This window comes from Pseudomonas sp. YQ_5 (genome assembly GCF_043103305.1).
Taxonomy (GTDB): domain Bacteria; phylum Pseudomonadota; class Gammaproteobacteria; order Pseudomonadales; family Pseudomonadaceae; genus Aquipseudomonas; species Aquipseudomonas putida_Y.
The window spans coordinates 175,158-194,153 of sequence record NZ_JBICJS010000096.1; the positions used below are offsets into that span (position 1 = coordinate 175,158).

At 62.9% G+C, this 18,996-nt stretch carries 15 protein-coding genes; 11 read left to right on the forward strand and 4 right to left on the reverse strand.

Features of this window, described 5'->3' with window-relative positions; translation table 11 throughout:
- Nucleotides 1–202: 202 nt before the first annotated feature.
- Nucleotides 203–1,075, reverse strand: coding sequence for an HTH-type transcriptional regulator CatR (gene catR / locus ACF8EA_RS22570; protein WP_392523290.1), 873 nt, complete (start codon nt 1,073–1,075; stop codon nt 203–205).
- Between the two features lie 135 nt (nt 1,076–1,210).
- Between catR and ACF8EA_RS22575 the strand changes: the two genes are divergently transcribed.
- The 5 genes from ACF8EA_RS22575 to ACF8EA_RS22595 all read left to right on the forward strand — a co-directional run bounded on the left by ACF8EA_RS22575 (nt 1,211) and on the right by ACF8EA_RS22595 (nt 6,492).
- Nucleotides 1,211–2,332, forward strand: coding sequence for a muconate cycloisomerase family protein (locus ACF8EA_RS22575; RefSeq protein WP_103469777.1), 1,122 nt, complete (start codon nt 1,211–1,213; stop codon nt 2,330–2,332).
- A 21-nt stretch (nt 2,333–2,353) separates the two neighbouring features.
- Nucleotides 2,354–2,644, forward strand: coding sequence for a muconolactone Delta-isomerase (gene catC / locus ACF8EA_RS22580; RefSeq protein WP_003256111.1), 291 nt, complete (start codon nt 2,354–2,356; stop codon nt 2,642–2,644).
- Between the two features lie 43 nt (nt 2,645–2,687).
- On the forward strand, nt 2,688–3,623 hold the full coding sequence (gene catA, locus ACF8EA_RS22585; RefSeq protein ID WP_021782052.1) for a catechol 1,2-dioxygenase: 936 nt from the start codon (nt 2,688–2,690) through the stop codon (nt 3,621–3,623).
- Nucleotides 3,624–3,738: 115 nt separating this feature from the next.
- Nucleotides 3,739–4,233: a GNAT family N-acetyltransferase gene (locus ACF8EA_RS22590; protein ID WP_392523291.1), complete on the forward strand. Its 495-nt coding sequence runs from the start codon at nt 3,739–3,741 to the stop codon at nt 4,231–4,233.
- A 162-nt stretch (nt 4,234–4,395) separates the two neighbouring features.
- On the forward strand, nt 4,396–6,492 hold the full coding sequence (locus ACF8EA_RS22595; protein ID WP_338444812.1) for an EAL domain-containing protein: 2,097 nt from the start codon (nt 4,396–4,398) through the stop codon (nt 6,490–6,492).
- Nucleotides 6,493–6,509: 17 nt separating this feature from the next.
- Here the strand turns inward: ACF8EA_RS22595 and ACF8EA_RS22600 are convergent, their stop codons facing one another.
- Nucleotides 6,510–7,334: an aldo/keto reductase gene (locus ACF8EA_RS22600; protein ID WP_021782049.1), complete on the reverse strand. Its 825-nt coding sequence runs from the start codon at nt 7,332–7,334 to the stop codon at nt 6,510–6,512.
- A 243-nt stretch (nt 7,335–7,577) separates the two neighbouring features.
- On the opposite strand from ACF8EA_RS22600, the gene ACF8EA_RS22605 reads away from it, so the two are divergent.
- Nucleotides 7,578–8,456, forward strand: coding sequence for a DMT family transporter (locus ACF8EA_RS22605; RefSeq protein WP_392523293.1), 879 nt, complete (start codon nt 7,578–7,580; stop codon nt 8,454–8,456).
- Between the two features lie 59 nt (nt 8,457–8,515).
- Here ACF8EA_RS22605 and ACF8EA_RS22610 read toward each other — a convergent pair whose 3' ends face one another.
- Entirely contained in the window at nt 8,516–9,421 is a 906-nt protein-coding gene (locus tag ACF8EA_RS22610; RefSeq protein WP_021782048.1) for a LysR family transcriptional regulator, read from the reverse strand.
- A gap of 387 nt (nt 9,422–9,808) precedes the next feature.
- Here ACF8EA_RS22610 and katG point away from each other — a divergent pair, with 387 nt between their 5' ends.
- The 3 genes from katG to ACF8EA_RS22625 all read left to right on the forward strand — a co-directional run bounded on the left by katG (nt 9,809) and on the right by ACF8EA_RS22625 (nt 14,932).
- Nucleotides 9,809–12,064 (forward strand): catalase/peroxidase HPI, encoded by a 2,256-nt coding sequence (gene katG, locus ACF8EA_RS22615; RefSeq protein WP_392523294.1) that lies wholly within the window; start codon nt 9,809–9,811, stop codon nt 12,062–12,064.
- A gap of 159 nt (nt 12,065–12,223) precedes the next feature.
- Nucleotides 12,224–13,435 (forward strand): M24 family metallopeptidase, encoded by a 1,212-nt coding sequence (locus tag ACF8EA_RS22620; protein WP_392523296.1) that lies wholly within the window; start codon nt 12,224–12,226, stop codon nt 13,433–13,435.
- Between the two features lie 162 nt (nt 13,436–13,597).
- A complete protein-coding gene (locus ACF8EA_RS22625) occupies nt 13,598–14,932 on the forward strand; it encodes an MFS transporter (RefSeq protein ID WP_274148266.1) in 1,335 nt (444 codons plus the stop codon).
- Between the two features lie 124 nt (nt 14,933–15,056).
- Here the strand turns inward: ACF8EA_RS22625 and ACF8EA_RS22630 are convergent, their stop codons facing one another.
- A complete protein-coding gene (locus ACF8EA_RS22630; RefSeq protein WP_103444257.1) occupies nt 15,057–16,064 on the reverse strand; it encodes a GlxA family transcriptional regulator in 1,008 nt (335 codons plus the stop codon).
- A gap of 181 nt (nt 16,065–16,245) precedes the next feature.
- Here ACF8EA_RS22630 and pssA point away from each other — a divergent pair, with 181 nt between their 5' ends.
- Nucleotides 16,246–17,574 carry a CDP-diacylglycerol--serine O-phosphatidyltransferase gene (gene pssA, locus ACF8EA_RS22635; RefSeq protein WP_392523298.1) on the forward strand — a complete coding sequence of 443 codons (1,329 nt, stop codon included), beginning with the start codon at nt 16,246–16,248 and terminating at the stop codon, nt 17,572–17,574.
- Nucleotides 17,575–17,805: 231 nt separating this feature from the next.
- Complete coding sequence (locus tag ACF8EA_RS22640) at nt 17,806–18,951, forward strand: GGDEF domain-containing protein (protein WP_392523299.1); 1,146 nt, start codon at nt 17,806–17,808, stop codon at nt 18,949–18,951.
- Nucleotides 18,952–18,996 lie beyond the last annotated feature (45 nt).

Below are 18,996 nucleotides of genomic sequence, written 5' to 3' on the forward strand. Positions count from 1 at the left end.
TTAATCCCTGTCGGCACAGCTTGCTGTGACCACGTATAGAAGAGTGAACACTTCGCCGCCATTGACCCCGCGCGCCTGTTTTTTCGCTAGAACGAACAGTGGGTTATCTTTTGTTTGATAGAAGTATCCCTATACCGATGGTTATATGGGGCAGGTATAGGCAATAGGGCAGGGCTATACAGCCCCTGTGGGCATGGTGTGTTCATATGGCCTGTTGCTCGATCAACCCCAGGCACCGCTGCACGATCGGGCTTACATCACCCTTGCGTCGGCTGAGGATGATCGGGCTGACAGCGCCGCTATCAAGCAGGCCAACATACTCGATATCGGTACGGTGCTGCTGCTGTACCGATGCCGGCACCAGGGTCACGCCAACGCCAACCGCTACCAGGCCGATGGCGGTCTGCAGTTCGTTGGCCCACTGGCTGACACGAATGCTCATGCCGTGGTGGGCGAACAGCGCCAGCACGTGGTCGGCATAGCTGGGCCGGGGATTGGCCGGGTAGAGGATGAACGCTTCGCCAGCCAATTGGGCCAGACTGAGGGGGCGGCCCGCCAGGGGGTGGCCCTTGGGTAGCACGGCCACCAGTGGGTCCTCGCACAGCACCTGCTGGTGAATCACCGGGTCGTCGATGCGAATGCGCCCGAAGCCAATGTCGATACGCCCGCTTTTCAGCGCCTCCACCTGTTGCAAGGTGGTCATCTCGTTCAGGCCCAGTTCCAGCTCGCTGTCCTGGCGCAGCTCGCGGATCAGTTCCGGCAGCACGGTGTACAGGGTAGAGGGCGCAAAGCCGATGCCCAGCCACTGGCGCTGACCCTGGCCGATGCGGCGGGTGTTGTCGCTGATGTTCTGCAACTGCTGCAGCACGGTGCAGGTCTGCTCGTAGAAGAAGCGGCCGGCTTCGGTCAGCCGCAGCGGACGTTCGCGTACCACCAGCAGGGTGCCGAGCTGGTCCTCCAGTTGGCTGATCTGCCGGCTCAGTGGTGGCTGGGCGATGTGCAGCAGCTCGGCGGCGCGGGTGAAGTTCAAGGTCTCGGCCAAGACTTTGAAGTAACGCAGGTGGCGCAGCTCCATCAGACCTCCAGGGTATGGTGGGAGATTCATTTGATATTGGACGGTCGTCAGGGTCTCGCGCAATCCTTCAACAATCAAGTAAACGCATCACTCGGGCCTGCAACTGAAAGCCCGACCTGACGGGACCTGGCAACAATGACAAGCGCGCTGATTGAACACATAGAGGCAATTATCGTCGACCTGCCGACCATTCGCCCGCACAAGCTGGCGATGCACACCATGCAGCAGCAGACCCTGGTGGTATTGCGCCTGCGCTGCAGCGATGGCGTGGAAGGCATCGGCGAAGCCACCACCATCGGTGGTCTGGCTTATGGCTACGAAAGCCCCGAAGGCATCAAGGCCAATATCGACACGTACCTTGCCCCGGCGCTGATCGGCCTGCCGGCAGATAACATCAATGCCGCCATGCTCAAGCTGGACAAGCTGGCCAAGGGCAACACCTTCGCCAAGTCTGGCATCGAAAGCGCCTTGCTCGACGCCCACGGCAAACGCCTGGGTCTGCCGGTCAGCGAACTGCTGGGGGGCCGCGTGCGTGACAGCCTGGAGGTGGCCTGGACCCTGGCCAGCGGCGACACCGCCCGCGACATCGCCGAAGCACAGCACATGCTGGAAATTCGCCGGCACCGCGTGTTCAAGCTGAAAATCGGCGCCAACCCGGTGGAGCAGGACCTCAAGCATGTGATCGCGATCAAGCGCGAGCTGGGTGACAGCGCCAGCGTGCGGGTCGACGTCAATCAGTACTGGGACGAGTCCCAGGCCATCCGCGCCTGCCAAGTATTGGGCGACAATGGCATCGACCTGATCGAGCAGCCGATTTCGCGCATCAACCGCGGTGGCCAGGTGCGCCTGAACCAGCGCAGCCCGGCACCGATCATGGCCGATGAGTCAATCGAAAGTGTCGAGGACGCCTTCAGCCTGGCCGCCGACGGCGCCGCCAGCATCTTCGCCCTGAAAATCGCCAAGAATGGCGGCCCGCGCGCCGTGCTGCGCACTGCGCAGATCGCCGAAGCCGCCGGCATCGCCTTGTACGGCGGCACCATGCTCGAAGGTTCGATCGGCACCCTGGCGTCGGCCCATGCATTCCTCACCCTGCGCCAGCTCACCTGGGGTACGGAGCTGTTCGGGCCGCTGCTGCTGACCGAGGAAATTGTCAACGAGCCGCCGCAGTACCGCGACTTCCAGCTGCACATCCCCTATACCCAAGGCCTTGGCCTGACGTTGGACGAACAGCGCCTGGCGCGTTTCGCCCGTCGCTGATCAGCAAGCAAGGAGATAACCATGTTGTTCCACGTAAAGATGACCGTGAAGCTGCCGGTCGACATGGACCCGGCCAAGGCCGCCCAGCTCAAGGCTGATGAAAAGGAACTGGCCCAGCGCCTGCAGCGTGAAGGCACCTGGCGCCACCTGTGGCGCATTGCCGGGCATTACGCCAACTACAGCGTGTTCGATGTGCCCAGCGTCGAGGCGTTGCATGACACATTGATGCAGCTGCCGCTGTTCCCGTACATGGACATCGAGGTCGACGGCCTGTGTCGGCATCCCTCGTCTATTCACAGCGACGATCGCTGATTCGCACCTGTATGCCTGACAAGAACAATACGAGGTAAGCACGATGACCGTGAAAATTTCCCACACTGCCGACATTCAAGCCTTCTTCAACCAGGTGGCTGGCCTGGACCATGCCGAAGGAAAACCGCGCTTCAAGCAGATCATTCTGCGCGTGCTGCAGGACACCGCTCGGCTGATCGAAGACCTGGAAATCACCGAGGACGAGTTCTGGCACGCCGTCGACTACCTCAACCGCCTGGGCGGCCGTAATGAGGCGGGCCTGCTGGCTGCTGGCCTGGGCATCGAGCACTTCCTTGACTTGTTGCAGGATGCCAAGGATGCTGAAGCCGGCCTTGGCGGCGGCACCCCGCGCACCATCGAAGGCCCGTTGTACGTTGCCGGGGCGCCGCTGGCCCAGGGCGAAGTGCGCATGGACGACGGCACTGACCCAGGCGTGGTGATGTTCCTTCAGGGCCAGGTGTTCGATGCCAACGGCAAGCCGTTGGCCGGTGCCACCGTCGACCTGTGGCACGCCAACACCCAGGGCACCTATTCGTACTTCGATTCGACCCAGTCCGAGTTCAACCTGCGCCGGCGTATCATCACCGATGCCGAGGGCCGTTACCGCGCGCGCTCGATCGTGCCATCGGGGTATGGCTGCGACCCGCAAGGCCCAACCCAGGAATGCCTGGACCTGCTTGGCCGCCACGGCCAGCGCCCGGCGCACGTGCACTTCTTCATCTCGGCTCCAGGGCACCGCCACCTGACCACGCAGATCAACTTTGCAGGCGACAAGTACCTGTGGGACGACTTTGCCTATGCCACCCGTGACGGGCTGATCGGCGAACTGCGTTTTGTCGAGGATGCCGCGGCGGCGCGCGACCGCGGCGTGCAAGGCGAGCGCTTTGCCGAGCTGTCGTTCGACTTCCGCTTGCAGGGTGCCCAGTCGCCTGACGCCGAAGAGCGAAGCCATCGGCCGCGGGCGTTGCAGGAGGGCTGAGCCCGAGGTTTTGTCACTGTGATTTTGCCTGGGGCTTTCCGTGCGGGGAGGTCCCGGGCTTTTTGCTGCAAGGGCCTGGTGATCTAGAATCGTCCTTTTGCTCAGGCCCCACACCATGCTCCCCCTCGCGCTGCTGCCAACCACCATCGACCAGGCTCCACTGATCCGCAATCTCTACCAGTTCTATTGCTACGAGTCCTCCGACTGGGAGCAGGAAGACGTCGAGGCGGATGGCCGCTTCTACATCCACGAGCAGCACCTGCAACGTTACTGGCAGGACGACGGCTGGGGCGCGTATCTGGTGCTGGCAGACGGGTTCATCGCCGGCTTCGTGCTGGTCGAGCGCAGCGAACTGCCTGGTATCGATGCGCAGGAGCTTGCCGACCTGTTCATCTTGAAGAAGTACCGTCGCCAGGGCATCGGCCAAGCGGTGGCGTTGCAGTTGCTGGGGGGCAAGGGCGACTGGCTGCTGCGCTGCTACGCACAGGATCTGGCCGCCGTGGCTTTCTGCAATGCAGTGCTGGCGAGCCTGCCGCGACCGGCGCAGGCTATCGCCTTGGGGGATGAGCCGGACTTGCTCAATTTTCTGGTGACTGGCACCCGCCATTGAGGGGGCGTGCGCTTTCGTTCGGCCTGATAACGAGAAGCGTCATTTTTGTGAGTTGCTTCACAAAATTTTCATTGGCAGCATAATGCCATTATCGCTTTCCAAGACCCGGCCGCCGCTTGCCGGGGTCCCTTTTCATGCGTTTCGAAAGTTCAGGTAAAGTTCATGTCGCTCGCAGCAAACCCCGACATCATGTACCGGCTATTGATCCAGAGCGTGGTGGATTATGCCATCTACCTGCTTACCCCTGAAGGTATCGTCGCCAACTGGAACCCCGGGGCCCAGCGCGCCAAGGGGTACCATGCCGAAGAAATCGTCGGCCAGCACTACTCTGTGTTCTACACCGATGCCGAGCGCGCAGCCGGGTTGCCGACATTTAACCTGGAGCAGGCGCGCAGCACCGGACGCTTTGAAGAAACGGGCGCACGCCTGCGCAAGGACGGTACGGCCTTCCACGCCCATGTGGTCATCGAAGCGGTGTACGACGATGCCGGGCAACTGGTGGGTTTCGCCAAGGTCACCCGCGACATTTCCGAACGCCACCGCCAGGAGCTCGAACTGCTGCAGGCCAAAGAGCTGGCCGAGCAGTACAGCCAGGAGATGGCCAAGCTGTCGCAGTTCCTCGATTCGGTCATTGCCAACATTCCCGCGAGCGTCATCGTCCAGGACCTGGAAAGCCAGCGCATCCTGTTGGCCAACCAGCAGGCCGAACGCCTGTTCGGTGGGCCGCAGCGCAGCATGATCGGCCAGTTGCCCAAGGAATGCCTGGCACCGGCTGCCGGTGACTACCTGGAGCAGCAATTCGTGCGTGGTGCCCGCAGTACCAAGGGGCACGCCGCCGAAACCCGCGTCGACACTGCCCGTGGTCCACGCACCCTGCGCAGCCGTACCCTGCTCAGCCAGAGCCGCGAGGGGCAGGCCGATTACGTGTTGTTCGTGGCAGAAGACGCCACCGAAGAGCTGGCCGCCCATGCGCAGATCCACCACATGGCGCACCATGACGCGCTCACCGGGCTGCCCAACCGCACGCTGTTCCACGAACGGTTACGCCAGGCCCTGTTGCGCGGCAGCGAAAACGCCAAGCTGACCGCTGCCCTGTGCCTGGATCTGGACAACTTCAAAAACATCAACGACTCCCTTGGCCATGCTTTCGGTGACAAGCTGCTACGCGAGTTGGGCAAGCGTCTGCGTCGCGAACTGCGTGAGCACGACACCTTGGCCCGCCTGGGTGGCGATGAGTTTGCCGTGGTGCTGACGGGCCTGGAGGGGCGGGATGCCGCATGTAATACCGCGCAACGCCTGATCAAGGCCATCAGCCCGCCGTTCCAGATCGAAGGGCATCAGTTCGCGGTGGGGGTGAGCATCGGCATCGCCATCGCGCCTGATGACAATGACCAGGCGGAGCAGCTGTTGGGCTATGCCGACATGGCGCTGTATCAGGCCAAGCGTAACGGCCGTAACCGTTATGAATGCTTCGATGTCGAACTGGACGTTGCCGCCCGCCAGCGCCGTCTGATGGAAACCGACCTGCGCACAGCGCTGCACCTGGGGCAGTTGCAGCTGCACTACCAGCCGGTAGTCGATCATCAGACCAGCAGCGTTACCGGTTATGAGGCGCTGCTGCGCTGGGAACACCCGACCCGTGGCATGGTCATGCCGATGGATTTCATCCCCATTGCAGAAGAAACCGGGTTGATCCACGAGCTGGGCAACCGTGCGCTGAATCTGGCCTGCCAGGAGGCGGCCAGCTGGGACGGTGAGCAGACGGTGTCGGTCAACCTGTCCGCGGTGCAGTTCAAGAACGGCGATCTGGTGCATACCGTCGCCCTCGCGCTGGCCGACTCTGGCCTGCCGCCGCAGCGACTGGAGCTGGAAATTACCGAATCGGTGCTGCTGGGCAACAGCGAGGAAAACGTGCGCACCTTGCGCGCCCTGAAAGACCTGGGCGTGTCCATTTCACTGGATGACTTTGGTACGGGCTACTCATCGCTGGGCTACCTGCGCTCGTTCCCCTTCGACCGGATCAAGATCGACAAGTCGTTCGTGCATGACATGTGCGACAGCCGCGAGGCCATGTCGATCATTCGCGCCATTACCGAGCTGTCCAACAGCCTGATGATCAAGACCACGGCCGAAGGCGTGGAGTCGGAGGAGCAGATGCGCCGGCTCGCGGCGGAAGGCTGTTCGCACTTCCAGGGCTACTTTTACGGGCGGCCGGCACCGGCGAGCGAGCGGTTGAAGCAGGTCATCACGCAAGAATAGTGACTTGCGCGGCGGCCTCAGCTGTTCCAGTCCGGCGCAAACGGCGGGCTGACCACGCGCTGGTCTTTCGGCAGCCCGGCAATGGCTGCGCGGTCTTCGTCATCCAGCTGCACGGTCAATGCGGCCAGGTTGGCTAGCTGGTTTTCGCGGCTGCTGGCTTTGGGGATCGCCGCCACGCCGTCCTGATCCAGCAGCCATTTCAGCGCTACCTGGCTGGGCAGCACGCCATGCTTGCGGGCAATCGCCTGGATCACCGGCTGCGCCGCTGCCTGGCCGCGTGCCAGCGGGGTATAGGCGGTGAGCAACAAATCATGGCTGCGGGCGAAGTCGAGTAGCGGTTGCTGGCTGAGCAGAACATGGTATTCCACCTGAATCGCCGACAACGGCGCGCCCAGGGTTTCCACGACCTGGCGCAATAACCCCAATGGGAAGTTGGCCACGCCGATGTGGCGCGCCTTGCCTTCGTCACGCAGGGCTACCAGGGTGTCGATGCTGCGGGCCAGGTCCCAGTCTGTGCCTGGCCAGTGGATGTGGAACAGGTCAACCTGTTCGGTACCCAGCGCGCGCAGGCTGTCTTCCAGCGACTGACGCATGGCTTTGGGCTCCAGACGGTCCCACCAGACCTTGGTGGTCAGGTGAATCTGCTCGCGTGGCACGTCGCTGTCGCGCAGTGCCTGGCCAACGGCCGCTTCGTTTTCGTAGGCGGTGGCGGTGTCGATGTGTCGGTAACCCACGTCCAGTGCCTGGCGCACGGCCTGGGTGCATTCACTGCCGGTCATTGGCCAGGTGCCCAGGCCGATGGCGGGCAGGTCCAGGCCGGTGCGGGTGGTGAGCCTTTGCATGTAAATTCCTTGTAGGGTGCAGGGGTCGGTCGATGGTCAGCGATCAACCGTGCACGGGCCATGCATGCCAGGTGGAAAGTGGTCGATCAGCGAACAGAAATTGCACTTGGCCGGGGCAAGCGGCAAATGAACTTCCTTATTCTGCGGCATCTCTTCTAGAATCCCAGCTGTTACATCCGCCGGGCAATGCCTGCGCATCCTTCCCCGGGCGCGGCTTGCTGCCGCGCCGTCATCGAGAGAGCCATGAGTTCCAGCACACCGCTGTCCGGCGTCAACCAACCCCTGCGCGGCATCGCGTTAGTGGTGGTGGCGACGTTCCTGTTCGCCAGCCACGATGCCTTGTCCAAATTCCTGGGTGGCCTGTACCCGATAGTCATGGTGGTGTGGGCGCGTTATGTGGTGCACACGTTGCTGATGGCCGGCATCTTCCTGCCCAAGTCTGGGCTCAACGTGTTGCGCACCCGCCGGCCGGTATTGCAGACCTTGCGGGCCCTGAGCCTGCTGAGCACCAGCCTGCTGTTCACGACCGGCTTGCAGTACCTGCCACTGGCGGAGGCCACGGCCGTCAACTTCCTTGCCCCGGTGCTGGTCACCGCGCTGTCGGCGCCGCTGCTGAAAGAGCGAGTGACAGTGGGGCAGTGGGTGGCGGTGGTGATGGGCTTTATTGGCGTGCTGGTAGTGGTGCACCCGGGTGGGGCGATGTTTACCCCGGCCATTCTGTATCCGTTCGGTTCGGCATTGGGCTTCTGCTTCTATCAGTTGCTGACGCGCATTCTGGCGGCGCATGACAGCCCGACCACCAGCAACTTCTATGCAGGGTTGTGCAACACCTTGGCGGTGAGTGCGCTGGTGCCGTTCTTCTGGGAAGTGCCGCGCTGGGACCATGCTCTGTTGATGCTGGCACTGGGCGGCTTTGGCATGACTGCGCACCTGCTGCTGACCCAGGCCTTCCGCCATGCAGCGCCAGCGTTGCTGGCGCCGTTCAGCTATTGCCAGATAGTGTTTGCCGGGTTGCTCGGCTTCGTGGTCTACAGCCAGGTGCCGGATACCCTGAGCCTGGTGGGGATTTTGGTGATCTGCCTCAGCGGGCTCGGTGCAGCGTGGATGCAGCGCGGCAAATAGCAGCCGCGTGCTTCAGGTTGTACGACCGTTAGGCGCAGCGTTGCGCTGCGAAGAGGGCATCACTGCGTGGCCATGAACTGCAGGATGCGGTCGCGCAGCCAGCGCTCGGCGGGGTCGTTGTCCTGGGCGCCGCTCCAGACCATCGACAGCTCGGCCTCGGTGATGTCGAACGGCGCCGGGTCGGCGCGCAGGCTGCCGTCGTCGGCGAGGGCACAAGCGGCATAGTCCGGCACCGTGGCGATCAGTTCGGTGTTGCGCAGCAGGGCACGCAGGCTACCGAACTGCGGCACCGCCAGCACTACCTTGCGGCAACGACCGATGCGCGCCAGGTCGAGGTCGATGTTGCCGCTCATGTCACCGGAGAACGACACCATCACATGCGGGCGGGCGCAGTATTCGTCGAGGGTCAGCGGCCCCGGGCGGTCGTCGGCGCGCAGCACCCGTACGCCGATGTCGCGCAGCTTGCGGCGTTTGGCGGTGGCCGGCAGGTCGGTGGTATAGCTCACGCCTACCGAGATCTCGCCGCTGGCCAGCAGGCCGGGCATCAGCAGAAAGTTGGCCCGCCGCACTACCACGCTGATCTCCGGGGCCTCTTCGCGCAGGGCCTGAAGCAGGGCCGGAAACAGGCCGAACTCGGCATCGTCAGAAAGCCCCAGGCGGAACACGTTGCAGCTGTTGGCCGGGTCGAACTCGCGGGCGCGACTGATGGCGGCGGAAATCACGTCCATGGCCGGGCCAAGTTCGGCAAAGATCTGCAGGGCCCGTGGGGTGGGTTCCATGGCCCGGCCGTTGCGGATCAGCAGCGGGTCGTCGAACAGTTCGCGCAGGCGGGCGAGGGCGGCGCTGACGGTGGATTGGGTGATAAACAGCTTTTCGCCGACGCGGGTCAGGTTGCGTTCGATCATCAGGGCTTCGAACAGCACCAGCAGGTTCATGTCGACGCGGCGCAGGTCGTTGCGGTTCATGAGGGCTCGGCGTCCGGGGCAAAGGGTATGGCTGTGTATTTAAGCAGGGTGCCGGGCCTTGTGCCTTGTATGGATGTGCCGGCCTGGTCGCGGGCTTGATCGCGATGCGGCCGATACAGGCCAGTGCCTGACAGAGCCAGCCTATCAGGCTCCAACAGCCACTCTATTAGAACTCTGCGCAAGCTCGACTAGTCTTTCCCGTGGCCCCGCGAATTCCGCGACCGGGCAGCGCGTCAGCACCTGTGTGCAAGACCGTGGCACCCCCGGCGTGACAGCTTCGCAAGCCCCGTGTACACCTGATGAGGGGTAGTACGAGCCCACCCGCTCGGCTGAAAGAACACTGGCATAGACCGGAAATCTGGATAACCGACCCAAAGGTACCCGCAGATGTCGAACGAATCGAAATGCCCGTTCCATCAAACCGCAGGTGGCGGCACCACCAACCGTGACTGGTGGCCTGACCAGCTCAACCTGAGAATTCTTCACCAGCATTCCTCCAAGTCCAGCCCCGACCCGGACTTCGACTATGCCAAGGCGTTCAAGAGCCTCGACTTCCAGGCCCTGAAGAAAGACCTGACCGCCCTGATGACCGACTCGCAGGACTGGTGGCCGGCCGATTTCGGCCACTACGGCCCGCTGTTCATCCGCATGGCCTGGCACAGCGCCGGCACCTACCGCATTGGTGACGGCCGTGGGGGGGCGGGCTCTGGCCAGCAACGTTTCGCCCCGCTCAACAGCTGGCCGGACAACGTCAGCCTGGACAAGGCCCGGCGCCTGCTGTGGCCGATCAAGCAGAAGTACGGCAACAAGATTTCCTGGGCTGACCTGATCGTACTCACCGGTAATGTTGCCCTTGAGTCCATGGGCTTCAAAACCTTCGGCTTCTCCGGCGGGCGTGCCGATGTGTGGGAGCCGGACGAAGACGTGTACTGGGGGTCGGAAAAGGAGTGGCTGGGCGGCGATACCCGTTACGGCAAGGATCAGGCCAAGGCGCAGGCGCCAGGGCAGGGTGACCTGGTGGCTGAGCCGGCCAAGCATGGCGAAGAGCAGAATCGCAACCTGTCGGCCGAGCGTAACCTGGAAAACCCGTTGGCCGCCGTGCAGATGGGTCTGATCTACGTGAACCCGGAAGGTCCGGAAGGTAACCCGGACCCGGTGGCCTCAGGCAAGGACATCCGTGAAACCTTTGGCCGCATGGCCATGAACGATGAGGAAACCGTGGCGTTGATCGCCGGTGGGCACGCGTTCGGCAAGACCCACGGTGCCGGCCCCGCCGACAACGTCGGCCCCGAGCCGGAAGCGGCAGGCCTGGAGATGCAGGGCCTGGGCTGGCATAACAAGTTTGGCTCCGGCAAAGGCGGGGATACCATCACCAGTGGCCTGGAAGTGACCTGGACTTCTACCCCGACCCGGTGGAGCAACGAATACCTGAATAACCTGTTCGACTTTGAGTGGGAGCTGACCAAAAGCCCGGCTGGCGCGCACCAGTGGCGGCCGAAAGACGGCAAAGGCGCAGGCACGGTGCCAGATGCACACGATCCCGGTAAAAAGCACGCACCGTCTATGTTGACCTCCGACCTGGCATTGCGTTTCGACCCCATTTACGAGCCAATCGCTCGCCGCTTCAAAGAAAACCCTGACCAGCTGGCGGATGCTTTTGCCCGTGCATGGTACAAGCTGATCCACCGCGACATGGGCCCGCTGGCGCGCTACCTGGGCCCGGAAATGCCCAATGAAGAGTTGCTGTGGCAAGACCCGCTACCCAAAGCCGACCCAGCCACGATCAGCGAGCAAGACATCGCGACCCTCAAGTCCAGGATCCTGGCCTCGGGTTTGAGCGTGGGCGAACTGGTCTCCACCGCCTGGGCATCCGCGTCGACCTTCCGCGGCTCCGACAAGCGCGGTGGTGCCAACGGCGCGCGTTTGCGCTTGGCCCCACAGAAGGACTGGGCTGCAAACCAGGGCGTGGACAAGGTGCTGGCGGTGTTGGAGAAGATCCAGGCCGAGTTCAACAACAGCGGCAAGAAGGTTTCCCTGGCTGACCTGATCGTGCTGGCCGGTACCGCGGCAGTCGAAAAAGCTGCCAAGGATGCCGGTTACAGCGGCAGCGTAGGATTCCGCCCGGGCCGGGTCGATGCGTCTCAGGAGCAGACCGACGTCGAGTCGTTCGCCGTGCTGGAGCCGCTGGCCGATGGCTTCCGCAACTTCACCAAGGCACGTTACAGCGTCAAGGCCGAGAAACTGTTGCTGGACAAGGCGCAGTTGCTGACCCTGACCGCGCCGGAGCTGACCGTGCTGATCGGCGGCCTGCGCGTGCTCGGTGCCAACCATGGTGGCAGCAACCTCGGCGTGTTCACCGACAAGCCGGGAACGCTGAGCAACGACTTCTTCCGCAACTTGCTGGACATGAGCGTGGAGTGGAAACCCACCTCGGCGGACAACGAGACCTTTGAAGGGCGCGACCGCAAGACCGGGCAGGTGAAGTGGAGCGGTAGCCGGGTCGATCTGGTGTTCGGTTCGCATGCCCAGTTGCGGGCGTTGAGCGAGGTGTATGGCAGCAGTGATGGGGGTGACAAGTTTGTCCGGGACTTTGTGGCCGCCTGGCAGAAGGTCATGGAACTGGACCGCTTTGATTTGAAATAGCGTTGCCTGGCGGGGGGCGCTTAGCGCCCCTCCTTGGCCACTGGTTATTCCGCCAATTCCAGGTCGGATAGATACAAAAGTGTCCTCGTCGGTTCTGTTGCAATGCTTCTCAGGCGGCCGGCCTGAACAGCGTGCTCACAACGACAAGGAACCCCGACCATGCAAATGCCCAAGACCCTGAAAATCCGCAATGGCGACAAGGTACAACCAACCTTCTCCGCTCAGGAATACGCTGCTCGCCACGCCCGGCTGCGGGCCTATATGGCCGAGCAGGATATCGAGGCGGCAATCTTCACCTCGTATCACAACGTCAACTATTACAGCGATTTCCTCTACTGCTCGTTTGGCCGCCCTTATGCGCTGGTGATCACCCAGGACAAGGTGGTCTCGATCAGCGCCAATATCGACGGCGGGCAACCCTGGCGGCGCACGGTGGGCACTGACAACATCGTCTACACCGACTGGCAGCGCGACAACTATTTCGTCGCCATCCAGCAGGCGTTGCCGCTGGCCTCGCGCATCGGCGTGGAGTACGACCACCTGAACCTGCAGAACCACGGCAAATTCGCCGCCTGCTACCCCAAGGCCGAGCTGGTGGACATCGCTGCGCCGTGCATGCGTATGCGCATGATCAAGTCGGCCGAGGAGCAGGCGCTTATCCTTCACGGTGCGCAGGTGGCCGACATCGGCGGGGCGGCAGTGGTCGAGGCCCTGCGTGAGCATGTGCCCGAGTACGAGGTGGCACTGCATGCCACCCAGGCGATGGTGCGCGAAATTGCCAAACGCTTCCCTGACGCCGAGCTGATGGACACCTGGACCTGGTTCCAGTCCGGGCTCAATACCGATGGCGCGCACAACCCGGTCACCAGCCGCCGTGTGGGCAAGGGCGAGATCCTCAGCCTCAACTGTTTCCCCATGATCGCCGGTTATTACACTGCGCTGGAGCGCACCCTGTTCCTTGACCACTGCCCGGACGAGTACCTGCGCCTGTGGCAGGCCAATGTCGAAGTGCACGAAGCCGGGCTGCAACTGGTGCGCCCGGGCATGCGCTGCAGCGATATCGCCCGCGAACTGAACGAGATTTTCCTGCGCCACGACCTGCTGCAGTACCGCACCTTCGGCTATGGCCATTCGTTCGGCACGCTCAGCCATTACTACGGCCGCGAGGCGGGGCTGGAGCTGCGCGAGGACATCGATACCGTGCTGGAGCCGGGCATGGTGGTGTCGATCGAGCCGATGATCATGCTGCCTGAAGGGCGACCGGGGGCTGGCGGTTATCGCGAGCATGACATCCTGATCGTCAACGACAGCGGCGCCGAGAACATCACCAAGTTCCCGTATGGGCCGGAGCACAACATCATTCGCAAATAAGCATCGGCGTCGGCTGCTTCGCGGGTGAACCCGCTCCTACAAAGATTTCACCGTTTTCGTAGGCGCGGGTTCACCCGCGAAGAGGCCGGCCCAGACAACAACAAGATCCCCGTATGACCACCAGACCCTGCCTCCAATTAAAAGAATCAGAGGGTACACGTCATGTCCAGCACCACCCTTGACCCGTCCGCTATTGCCGGCCCCGCACACAACGCCGAACGCCAGGCGCTGCGCAAGGCCGCCCGGGCCAGCTTCATGGGCAACTTCGTCGAGTGGTTCGACTACGCCGCCTACGGCTATCTGGCCACCATCATCGCCGCCACCTTCTTCCCGCAAACTGACAAGACCACCGGTTTGCTGGCCACCTTTGCGGTATTCGCCCTGTCGTTCCTGGTGCGCCCGCTGGGTGGCATCGTCTGGGGCCATTTTGGCGACCGACACGGTCGGCGCAACGCGCTGTCATGGTCGATCCTGATCATGTCGGTATCCACCTTCTGCATCGGCTTGTTGCCGGGCTATGCGCAGATCGGGCTGTGGGCGCCGGCCTTGCTGTTGCTGATCCGCCTGGTACAGGGGTTTTCTGCCTCGGGTGAGTACGCCGGGGCCGCTGCGTTCCTGGCCGAGTACGCGCCGCCTGGGCGGCGTGGCTTGTACACCAGCATCGTGCCGGCCAGCACGGCAGCGGGGTTGTTGTTCGGTGCGGCGTTCGTCGCGGTGCTGCATGAGCTGCTCAGCAGTGAAGCCCTGCATGAGTGGGGCTGGCGACTGCCGTTCCTGCTGGCGGCGCCGTTCGGCCTGGTAGGGCGCTATATCCGCATGAGCCTGCAGGACACGCCCAAGTTCCTGGAGATGGAACAGCGCCTGGAAAACAAGGCCGGCATGGCCACGACGCCGCTGCGCGAACTGCTGGGCCAGCACCGGCGCAGCCTGGCGATCGGCATAGGTGTCACCTGCCTGAATGCGGTTGCGTTCTACCTGTTGCTCAGTTACATGCCGACCTACCTGTCCAGTGAAATGGGCATGAGCGAGCGGGATTCGTTCATCGCCTCGACGGTGTCGCTGGCCACCTATATCGGCTTGATCTTCCTGATGGGACGGTTGTCCGACCAGTTTGGTCGCAAGACCATGCTGGTGGTGGCCTCGCTGTTGTTCCTGGGGTTGACCGTGCCGTTGTTCCGACTGCTTGATGGGCAACCGCTGCTGGTGATTCTGGCCATCCAGATTCTTTTCGGTGCGATGCTGGCGATGAACGACGGGACCTTGCCGTGCCTGCTGGCCGAAATCTTTCCGACCCGGGTGCGCTTCAGCGGGTTTGCCCTGAGCTTCAATGTGGCCAATTCGCTGTTTGGCGGGACTGCGCCGTTCATTGCCACCTGGTTGATTCAGGTGACGGGCAGCAAGCTTGCCCCGGCAGGATACTTGCTGGCGGCAGCACTGGTGGCGCTGGTGGCCATGCTGATGTGTCGGGAGACGGCGCACGCGGCCCTTGAAGATTAGTTGACCTGCACTGGCCCCTTCGCGGGCAAGCCCGCTCCTACAACGGCCTGTGTCGGACCACCGATGTGCGTGCAGGAGCGGGCTTGCCCGCGAAAAGGCCAGCCAAGCCAGTACATGACCCCATTCAATGGAGAGAGGCCTGCCGCCGCTCCCCTAAAGGCGACAGCCCGAAGAACCGGCTATAACTCTTGGAGAAATGCGCAGGCGAACTGAAGCCGCAAGCCAGCGCTACCTCACGGACTTGCACGTCACTGCGCAGCAGTAACTCCCGCGCCCGCGACAGCCGAAGCTCCAGGTAATACTGGCTGGGCGTGCGCTGCAGGTACTTGTGGAACAGCCGCTCCAGTTGGCGCACAGTCACTTCGTTGAGGCTGGCCAGTTCCTCCAACCCCAGCGGTTCCTCCAGATTGGCCTCCATGATCGCCACCACCTGGCTCAGTTTGGGCTGAGCGCTGCCGAGCAGGGTGCGCAGCGGCACACGCTGGCGCTCACGCTCACCGCGTACGCGGTCGCACAGCAACAGCTCGGCGGCCTTGGCCGCGATGTCCTGGCCGCCCGTATCCCGGGCCACCAGTTGCAGCATCATGTCCATGGCCGCCACGCCACCTGAGCAGGTGTAACGGTCGCGGTCCAGTTCGAACAGCTGGCTGGAGATCACGATACCGGGGAAGTGCGCCTGCAACGTCGGCAGGTCTTCCCAGTGGATGGTGCAGCGGTAACCCTTGAGCAATTCGGCCTTGGCCAGCAGGTAGCTACCGGTGCAGATACCGCCCAGTGGCAAGCGCTGGCGGGCCAGTTGGCGCAACCAGTCGATCAGAGGGCGGTTGCTACGGCTTCGGTCGATCGGGTTGGCGCCGACCACCAGCAAGGCATCCAGCGCGGGGGCGTTGGCGATGTTGTAGTCGGGCAGCACGCGCATGCCGTTGCTGGCCACCACCGGCGCGTCGTCTGCGGCGATCAGCACACTGCGATACAGTGGCTTGCGCGCGGCCAGGTTGGCCATGCGCAGGGTCTCCACCGCGGACGCAAGGCCGATGGTGGTGAAATTGGGCAAAATCAGGAAGCCAAAAGTCTTTGCCGAACAACCCTTTACAATAGACGGCGATAGGTTTGCAGAAGCGGGGTGGACCATTGCGCTGTTCCTGTGCAAGCTGAGGCCTGGTTGGTCAGGGGCAGTGAGAAAGCAGAGCCTCGCGTGGTTCTTGTTGTTATGTGTCGTTGCGGGGTCGATCATACACCCCGGATGCAGCGGCCAGGAATGGCCCTGCCGGCTGGCAGGGCCGACAGTGATTGCACAGAGAAGGTGAGCGTCAGTGAACCCCGAATCCATGCTGGCGGGCTTGTCAGGCTACGCCATGCCCCCCGAAGCGATACAGGTGCTGCCCGATGCCAAGGCTTACCGCGCGTGCCTGTTCGAGCGCATCCGTACGGCGACTCGGCGCATCGTTATTGTCGCGCTGTACCTGCAAGAGGACGAGGCTGGCCAGGAAGTGCTGGATGCCTTGTACCAGGCCAAGGCCGCGCGGCCAGGCCTGGAGATCACCATCGTGGTCGACTGGTTCCGCGCCAGGCGAGGGCTGCTGGGGGCCGGGCGTCAGCCGGGCAATGCTGCCTGGTACCAGGCCCAGCGCCAGTTGCGCGGGCTGGATATTGCCATCCATGGCGTGCCAGTGCAGACCCGCGAACTGTTCGGGGTGTTGCACCTCAAAGGCAGCATCATCGACGATTGCGTGATCTACACCGGTGCCAGTCTGAACAACGTCTACCTGCACCGTTTCGACCGCTATCGCCTGGATCGCTACCACCTGTTCCAGTCACCGGCACTGGCTGATGCCATGGTCGGCCTGGTGCAGCGTTTGCTGCATCACACTGCCACACCGCGCCTCGACCTGCCGGCGCCACCTTCTACCCGCAGCTTGCGCGGCGACATTCGGCGCTTGCGCGCACGGCTGCGGCGCATGGCCTATGAGGTACCGGCCAGCGTGACGGGGCAGGGCCTGCAGGTGATCCCGCTGCTGGGTGTGGGCCGCGGCAATCCGCTGAACCGGGCGCTGTGCGCCTTGCTGGCAGTGGCGCGCACGCAGATCATCATCAGTACGCCGTATTTCAACCCGCCTCAGGTCGTGATGCGCGAACTTGACCACGCCCTGGCGCGAGGGGTTGGGGTGGAACTGATTGTCGGTGACCGTACCGCCAACGACTTCTACATCGCCCCTGGCGAACCGTTCAGTGCCAGTGGTGCATTGCCCTATCTGTATGAGGATAACCTGCGCGCCTTCGCCCGCCGCCGCCACGCCGCGATTGCCAGTGGCCAGCTGCAAGTACGCATCTGGAACGATCCCGGGCATACCTTCCATGCCAAGGGCGTGTGGATCGACCAGCGTTATTCGCTGCTGACCGGCAACAACCTGAACCCGCGCGGGTTCAACCTGGACCTTGAGAACGGCCTGCTGATCGACGACCCGCAGGGGCAATGGCTGGCGCCACGGGAAGCGGAGTTGAGCGAACTGCGGCGCTTTGCGCCGAAAATCGGCTCAGCAGAGGCGCTGGGGGCGAAGGCCGAACATCCCAAGCAAGTGCGCAAGTTTCTGCGTCGGTTGCGCTATAGCCGGTTGGAACCGTTGATCAAGCGGGTGCTCTGACGTCGCCTCTACTGGCCCTGTCGCCGGCAAGCCAGCCACAGGGCCAGAGTGGTGCGCACCGTGCATTGATGTCATTATGATATTGCTGCCCACGGCCCTTTTCAGGGGCTGGATTACAATGTGCAGGCAACCGTGCAAGGCCCCTCTGAACGTGATCACGATCGCATACAGTCGGGCCTTTTCCCGTTAACCAGACAGGCCAATGCGTATATGGCGTTAGATCCACCCACGATGCTGACTATTTCAGTCGCTTTGGCCGCTGCGGCCGCCTTGTACCTGGCGATTGAATGGCGCAGTGTGCGCGAAACCTCGTTGCTTTACTGGAGTGCGGGTTTCGCCACGATTACGGTTGGTAGCACCCTGGCATTGTTGCGCGGGGCCGGCTTGCTGTTCATCGGTATCTGGTTCGCCAATGGCTTGCTGGTGGTGGCCCACGTGTTTTTCCTGATCGGCGTGCTGCGCTTCACCCAGGAGCGCTTGTCACGTGCCTGGCTGATGATCGTGGTGGTCTGGTTCGCCTTGCTGCTGCTGCCCGTGGGCCCGCAGTGGTCGAAGGTGATGCTGATGGTCAACTCGTTGTTGGTGGCCTCGCTGACGCTCAAGGCCAGTTTCCTGCTGCGGCCACATGGCAAATCGCTGAGTGTCGGCGCCGTGCAACTGCGCTACGTGTTGCTGATCCATGGGCTGTTCTATGTGGCCAAGGCGGCCATCGCGATCACGCCAGGTACGCTGATTGACCTGGCGACCTTTGGCGGGCTGATCATTCAGGTTTCGCTGGTGGAAGGCGCGATGGCGATCATGCTGATTGCCTTGTCGATGACCGGCACCGTACGTTACCGGCGTGAAGAGCGCATTGCCCGGCTGGCAGCCCGTGACCCGCTGACTGCGTTGTACAACCGGCGTGCGCTGGAGGTGCGGGCGGGGCATTTCTTCAAGGACGTGAGCCCGGCGCAGCCCGGGGCATTGCTATTGATCGACATCGACAACTTCAAACTGGTCAACGACCTGCATGGGCATATAGCCGGTGACCGATTGCTGATTGCCTTGAGCGAGATGATTCGTACGGCGCTGCCCGAGCGCTCGCTGGCGGCGCGTTTGGGCGGGGATGAGTTCGTCATCTTGCTGAGTGGCGCGAGCAGTGAACGGGTCATGGAACTGGGAAGTGGGCTGCGTGAGCAGTTCCAGCATTACGCCGACAAGACCGTGCCTACGCCCCAGGCGGTTACCTTGAGCATTGGTGCCAACGTGTTCGATCAGCCACCGGCGAGCCTGGCGGCGTTGATCGAGCAGGGGGATGTGGCGTTGTACCAATCCAAACGTGGGGGGCGCGACAGCATTCGGTTTTTCGAGCGGGCGATGGCTGAACTTCGCCAGTGAGCGAGTCACCTGGGTGGCTGAGCTTTCATGAAACCCATGTGGGTG

Excerpts from the sequence above, each read along its gene's own strand:
- catR (WP_392523290.1), bottom strand. The coding sequence starts at position 1,075 with ATGGAGCTGCGCCACCTGCGTTACTTCAAAGTCTTGGCCGAGACCTTG.
- ACF8EA_RS22575 (WP_103469777.1), top strand. The coding sequence starts at position 1,211 with ATGACAAGCGCGCTGATTGAACACATAGAGGCAATTATCGTCGACCTG.
- catC (WP_003256111.1), top strand. The coding sequence starts at position 2,354 with ATGTTGTTCCACGTAAAGATGACCGTGAAGCTGCCGGTCGACATGGAC.
- catA (WP_021782052.1), top strand. The coding sequence starts at position 2,688 with ATGACCGTGAAAATTTCCCACACTGCCGACATTCAAGCCTTCTTCAAC.
- ACF8EA_RS22590 (WP_392523291.1), top strand. The coding sequence starts at position 3,739 with ATGCTCCCCCTCGCGCTGCTGCCAACCACCATCGACCAGGCTCCACTG.
- ACF8EA_RS22595 (WP_338444812.1), top strand. The coding sequence starts at position 4,396 with ATGTCGCTCGCAGCAAACCCCGACATCATGTACCGGCTATTGATCCAG.
- ACF8EA_RS22600 (WP_021782049.1), bottom strand. The coding sequence starts at position 7,334 with ATGCAAAGGCTCACCACCCGCACCGGCCTGGACCTGCCCGCCATCGGC.
- ACF8EA_RS22605 (WP_392523293.1), top strand. The coding sequence starts at position 7,578 with ATGAGTTCCAGCACACCGCTGTCCGGCGTCAACCAACCCCTGCGCGGC.
- ACF8EA_RS22610 (WP_021782048.1), bottom strand. The coding sequence starts at position 9,421 with ATGAACCGCAACGACCTGCGCCGCGTCGACATGAACCTGCTGGTGCTG.
- katG (WP_392523294.1), top strand. The coding sequence starts at position 9,809 with ATGTCGAACGAATCGAAATGCCCGTTCCATCAAACCGCAGGTGGCGGC.
- ACF8EA_RS22620 (WP_392523296.1), top strand. The coding sequence starts at position 12,224 with ATGCAAATGCCCAAGACCCTGAAAATCCGCAATGGCGACAAGGTACAA.
- ACF8EA_RS22625 (WP_274148266.1), top strand. The coding sequence starts at position 13,598 with ATGTCCAGCACCACCCTTGACCCGTCCGCTATTGCCGGCCCCGCACAC.
- ACF8EA_RS22630 (WP_103444257.1), bottom strand. The coding sequence starts at position 16,064 with ATGGTCCACCCCGCTTCTGCAAACCTATCGCCGTCTATTGTAAAGGGT.
- ACF8EA_RS22640 (WP_392523299.1), top strand. The coding sequence starts at position 17,806 with ATGCTGACTATTTCAGTCGCTTTGGCCGCTGCGGCCGCCTTGTACCTG.